Annotated in this window: 5 protein-coding genes; 3 read left to right on the top strand and 2 right to left on the bottom strand. The window is 51.9% G+C overall.

Annotation, left to right across the window (positions count from 1 at the left end; genetic code table 11):
- Positions 1-2,258: DNA mismatch repair protein MutS (gene mutS / locus AC1HCM_RS08385; RefSeq protein WP_479461318.1), on the bottom strand; the 2,258-nt coding region annotated here is incomplete at its 3' end.
- Positions 2,259-2,278: 20 nt separating this feature from the next.
- Here mutS and mobB point away from each other — a divergent pair.
- The 3 genes from mobB to AC1HCM_RS08370 are packed head-to-tail and all read left to right on the top strand — an operon-like array spanning position 2,279 to position 3,767.
- A complete protein-coding gene (gene mobB, locus AC1HCM_RS08380) occupies positions 2,279-2,707 on the top strand; it encodes a molybdopterin-guanine dinucleotide biosynthesis protein B (protein ID WP_479461317.1) in 429 nt (142 codons plus the stop codon).
- A complete protein-coding gene (locus tag AC1HCM_RS08375) occupies positions 2,704-3,279 on the top strand; it encodes a hypothetical protein (protein ID WP_479461316.1) in 576 nt (191 codons plus the stop codon). Before mobB ends, AC1HCM_RS08375 begins: the two co-directional genes overlap by 4 nt.
- The gene (locus AC1HCM_RS08370) at positions 3,276-3,767 is read left to right on the top strand and encodes a DUF3467 domain-containing protein (RefSeq protein ID WP_479461315.1); all 492 of its coding nucleotides are present in this window, start codon (positions 3,276-3,278) and stop codon (positions 3,765-3,767) included. The genes AC1HCM_RS08375 and AC1HCM_RS08370 overlap by 4 nt, the downstream gene beginning before the upstream one ends.
- Here the strand turns inward: AC1HCM_RS08370 and AC1HCM_RS08365 are convergent.
- The coding region (locus tag AC1HCM_RS08365; RefSeq protein WP_479461314.1) for a sensor histidine kinase at positions 3,734-5,464 on the bottom strand (1,731 nt) is incomplete at its 5' end. The two genes, AC1HCM_RS08370 and AC1HCM_RS08365, sit on opposite strands and share 34 nt — an antisense overlap.

The following is a 5,464-nucleotide window of genomic DNA, read 5'->3' as shown; positions in this document are numbered from 1 at the left end:
AGGGTGTAGAGGAAGGTTATCCCCTCCCCGTCTCTGCTGACCGCCATGTGGTAGTTCTTAACCCCCCTTACCTTCCCTTCAAGCTCTGTGAGCTCAAGGAAGTGGGTGGCTAAAAGGGTTCTCGTCCCGAGATTCTTAGATATATACTCAACGAGGGCTTTTGATATGGATATCCCATCGTAGGTTGAGGTCCCCCTTCCTATTTCGTCAAGAACTATGAGGCTCTTTGGAGTTGCGTTGGATATCATGTTGGCAACGTCAAGCATCTCGTTCATGAAGGTTGAAACACCAAGGGCGAGGACGTCCCCCGAGCCTATCCTCGTGTAAATGGCATCAACTGTTCCAACGAGAGCCCTCCTTGCGGGCACGAAGCTACCCATGTGGGCGAGTAGGACGATGAGAGCTACCTGCCTTATGTAGCTTGACTTCCCGGCCATGTTGGGACCTGTTATAACGTGGATAAAGTCCTCCTCAGTTAAGTTCGTGTCGTTGGGGACGAACTCCTTGCAGAAGCTCTCTATTATGGGGTGCCTTCCACCCTCAATCTCTATCCTGTAGCCCTCATGAACCTGAGGCTTCACCCACCCCCTCTGATAGGCTACCTCAGCCAAAGACTGGACATAGTCTATCTCCCCAACGAGCTGGGCGTTCCTTCCTATCCTCTCAAGCTCCTTCACTATCCGCTCCCTGAGCCCGACGAATATCTCGTACTCAAGTTCGTTTATTCTGCTCTGGGCTGAGAGTATCTTCTCCTCAAGCCTTGAGAGTTCGTCGGTGATGAAACGCTCCGCGTTCGTAAGGGTCTGCCTCCGGCGGAAGCTCTCGGGTACGTACTTCAGGTTGGGCTTCGTCACCTCAATGTAGTAGCCCATGACCTTGTTGTAGCCTACCTTGAGGCTTGATATACCCGTCTCTTCCTTTAGCCTCTTCTCGTAGTCCTTTAGGAGCCTGCAGGCGTTGTCCCTTACAAACCTCAGTTCGTCAAGGAAACTGTCAACTCCTTCCTTTATGAGACCCCCCTCCTTCAGGTGTATGGGTGGCTCATCAACGAGGACCCTCTCTATCTCCTGAGCCAGTTCCCCCAGGTCCTCCAGCTGGCTCGCTACCTCAGTAAAGAGCTCACTCTCAAGCTCTTTCACTATTTCCCTCAACTCCTCAACCTTGTAGAGGGTGTTCCTAAGGTGGAGGATGTCCCTCGGCGTTGCCATGTTGGAGCTTATCCTGCTGACCAGCCTCTCTAAGTCGGCCATGTCCGAGAGCACTTCCCTTATCCTCTCCCTCACATCGCCCTTCTTGACGAGCTCCTCAACAGCCCTCTGAACCTTCTCTATCCTGCCCACCTCCCTGAAGGGGTTAAGGATGTGGAACCTCAGCCTCCTCCTTCCCATTCCAGTCAGCGTTTTATCAAGGACCCGGAAGAGGGAGTAGTCTTTTCTGCCTTCCAGACTCTCAAGGAGCTCAAGTCCCTTCCTCGCCTTTAGGTCAACCCTCACAAAACCCTCGTCGTGGAACGGCTTAGGTCTCTTTACGAAGGGGGTAAAGTCCTTCTGGGTAGTCCTCGCATAGTGGTAAACCGCTCCAAGGGGAAGGAGGGATTCCTCCTCTTCAAAACCTATTGACCTTGGGTTCCACACGCCGAAGGCGTCCTTCAGAAGCTCAACTCCATCCTGATAGAACTCTTCCTCAAGCTCGGTTGTGAAGAGAGCGAGGGTCTTTTCAAGCTCGGCTGGAACCTTTTCACCCTTCCTGATGAGGAGCTCTTTGATGTTGAACTTGGACAGGAAGTCCAGGAGGTCCTCAGTCCTCACCTTTGCTCCGAAGAACTCCCCGACGGAGAGGTTGAGGTAAGCGAAGTGGTAGTGATTGGCAGTCCTGTAGAGGGACGCGAGCCCTCCCGTTTCCTTCTCAAAGTAAGTGCCGGGGGTTATCACGCGTATCACGTCCCTCTTTACTATCCCCTTTGCCTTGGAGGGGTCTTCAACCTGTTCGCATATCGCTATCTTGTAGCCCTTCTTGACGAGCCTGTTTATGTAGTTTCCTGCGGAGTGGTAGGGGACACCACACATGGGTATCCTCTCCCTTCCCTTCCCGGCTGGTCTTGAGGTCAGGACGAGGTTGAGCTCCCTTGAACCTACCACCGCATCTTCATAGAAGAGCTCGTAGAAGTCGCCAAGCCTGAAGAAGAGGAGGCAGTCAGGGTATTCGTTCTTGAAGTAGTGATACTGAGCTAACATTGGGGTGAGCTCTTTATCTGCCATCATAAGTTATATTACAAACAATGAAGCTCATAGCAATAGTCGGCTATCACAACTCCGGAAAGACGAGCCTCATAGAGACGCTTATCGGGGAGCTAAAGTCTAAGGAGCTGAGGGTGGGCTACATAAAGCATGACCCTAAGGGACACGGTGAAACCGACAGGGAGGGTAGCGACACATACAGGGTGTTTCAGCAGGCGGAGAGGGTAGCCCTTGCCTCTCCAGACAGGACGACCCTATGGGACAGGGGGGAGAAGGATCCCATAACGATAGCGAGGGAGTTCTTCAGTGGTTTTGATATTGTCATACTTGAGGGCTACAAGTCTCTGAAGGACATACCAAAGATAGGGGTTGGAGATGTTGAGGCGGAGAACGTCCTTTTGAGAGTTGAAGGTAGCGAGCAGGTGGGCGATATTATAGAACTACTCATGAGAATGGAGGATAACCTATGAGCATGAAGTGCCTTGAGCACAGAGAGCTGTGTCCCTTCTGTCACAGGATAGCCCTTAAGGTCTGCGAGTACTCAGACCCCTATCCGAGGGTTGAGGCGACCTGTGAGTGCTGCGGCTACAGGTCCTACGACGTTCCCATGGAGCTAAACAGGGAGACCTTCTTCAAGATACTTGACAAGCTCTCACGGAAGGAGATAGGAGAGATATGCATTGACGACCAGTGCGGTTCAAGGGAGATAATAAAGCTTCTTAGGGAGGGAAGGTACACCGAGTACAGGTGCCTTGAGTGTGGAGCGGAATGGAACAGCGATGAGGTGGGGAGGGCTATAAAGAGGGTCAAGTCCCTCCAGAAGCACGTGGTTAACGGAACCAACCTAATGGACGTCCTGAAGGCTGAGGAGGGAGAGTGTCCCCTCTGCGGCTGGGATATAGGACATCTTCACGAGGGCTACGCGGTGGAGATAAGGTGTCCTATATGCGGTTATCACAACCAGTTCAAGGAAGAGTTTCCCGAGAAAGAACCTCCTCCGGAGGTATGCGCCCAGTTTGAGAAGCCAGAGGAAACAGGATGAGGCATCCCTTTCAGGAGCTCCAGAGGTATATGAACTGGAAGGAGAGGTTTCTCTCCGATTACGAGAAGATAGACCGGTCAGATCTTGAACTCATAAGGGAAGAGGTAAAGGAGCTCTTGGGAGAGGAACCTGACGAGAGGCTTCTCAAAGCGGTCAGGTCCATGTACGTTGGGGGCATGGAGAGGAGGGTTGAGGACCCCGAGATAAGGAGATGGACGAACTGGGCGGCGGTAAAGACTTACAGAACCTTCAACGGCTTCCCAAACCTGTCGGATATGGAGCTTTCCTTCGTCTTCTACTCAATAGGAAAGCTCTTCGTTCCGTTATTGATGCACGAGAGGGGTGTCAAGTCTCAAGCCTTCAAATCTCTGAGCAGAGAGGAGCAGGAGGAGGCTGTCTTTGAGGAGCTTGACACCATATGGGAAACCCAACTTACCCTTATCCTTCAGGCTCTTCAGTTCCTTGACCTGAACTCTATAAGAAAGTGAGCTCCCTCTTTGGAAGGGAGGGCTTCTATGCTCCAGCCGTGGTCTTCCACTATCTTCTTAACCACAGCCATCCCCAGACCCATACCCTTCGGATTGCTTGAGTAGTAAGGTATGAATACCTTGTCCCTCTCCTCCTCAGGTATCCCCTTCCCATCGTCAGAGTACTCAAGCCTGTCCTCCTCAACCCTTATATTTATCCTCTTTGCACCCCACTCTATGCTGTTGTTTATGAGGTTGTAAAAGAGCTCCCTGAGGAGAGAGCGGTCTGCTCTCACCCTTCTGTCTCCCTCAACTCTTATCTCCACACCTGTTGAGGAGTACAGCTCCTGTAGCTGGCTCAGGACCTCTGAGAGTTGAAGCTCCTCAAGCCTCATATCTCTGTCAGGGGTTAGGTGTTTGAATTGGTTTATCAGCCCGCTTATCCTGTCAAGCTCTTTGATTATCAGTGTGGTCAGCTCCGAGAACTTCTCGGGCTCTATTCCATCCCTACCTGCGTACCTCATCAGCCGCTCAAGGTTGAGCCTTATAGGTGTGAGGGGGTTCTTTATCTCATGGGCGATCCTCTTAACCGCCTCCTGCCAGGTCTTGAACCTCTCGGCGAGGACTATGGAGCTTATATCCTCTATCAGGTAGAGGTCTCCGTCCGCACCCCCTATGTGCTCAACCCTTAGGTTCTTGCTCTCCCTTGCCTTTTTGAGGGCATCGCCGTAGTTCATATCCCCGAACATATTCCTGAAGGTTTCGTTCACCCTTACCTCACCCCTGCTCCCGACAAAGAGGACTGCAACGGGAAGGGCGTCTAAAAGCCTGCTGAGAAGGTCCCTCTCCCTCTTCAGCTCCTCATACATGCTCTTCAGGTTCTCCTTCATTTGGGCAAAGGCTCTTGAGAGCTCCTCAATCTCATCCCCTGTTCTCTCCTCAGCCACCTCCACGTCAAGGTTTCCGCGGGCTATCTTCATAGCTTTGGAAGACAGCCTCTCTATGGGTTCACTCACGTGGCGGGCAACGAGCATCCCGAGCCACACGGTGGCGAGAAGGGTAAGGAGGGTTATGAAGACTATGAAGAAGACGAAGATGCCCGTGATTATGTCCCTCGTCTTTACGAAAGCACGGACGTCCAAGGCGAGCTCTCCGAATTCGGAGACATCCCTTATCAGCCTGAGGTCCTTGCTGACCACAACCTTGTAGTGGGCATCTCCAGCTTTGAGGCAGAGGGTATAGCTCAGCTCTCCCTCAGAGACCTCAAAATCGCACTCGGGGACCCTTATTATGCTCTCAATGTCCTCTATCCTGCTCAGCTCTTCAAAGAGACCAGCCTCCAGGAGCGCCTGAGCTATGCTCTTGTATCTGTTTATCCTCTGGAGCTCAGAGGAGTACAGGTTTCTGTAAACCCTTTCGGCGGAGCTTGAAAGAGCTCTCGTCTTTGAGCTGAGGTAGGTCTTGGTTGAGTGAATTATGAGGACTGTAGAGACGAGGTTCAGGACGAGAAGGGGTATGAAGAGATAGAGAAAAAGGATGTTGGCGAGCTTCCTTCTTAGGATGTTCCTCCGCCTCCCGAGGTAGACCTTGATGATCTTTCTGAGAAGGACAGCGGTTATGACTATAAGGGCGAGGAGGTCTATGTTTATGGCAAGAAGGAGGATGTAGTAGTTGGCGTAGGGGAGGTTGCGGAGGTTCTTTATAAAGAGGATGTTTAC

This window comes from Hydrogenivirga sp. (assembly GCF_056450045.1).
This window is presented reverse-complemented; position numbering and strand designations above follow the sequence as displayed.

Excerpts from the sequence above, each read along its gene's own strand:
- mobB (WP_479461317.1), top strand. The coding sequence starts at position 2,279 with ATGAAGCTCATAGCAATAGTCGGCTATCACAACTCCGGAAAGACGAGC.
- AC1HCM_RS08375 (WP_479461316.1), top strand. The coding sequence starts at position 2,704 with ATGAGCATGAAGTGCCTTGAGCACAGAGAGCTGTGTCCCTTCTGTCAC.
- AC1HCM_RS08370 (WP_479461315.1), top strand. The coding sequence starts at position 3,276 with ATGAGGCATCCCTTTCAGGAGCTCCAGAGGTATATGAACTGGAAGGAG.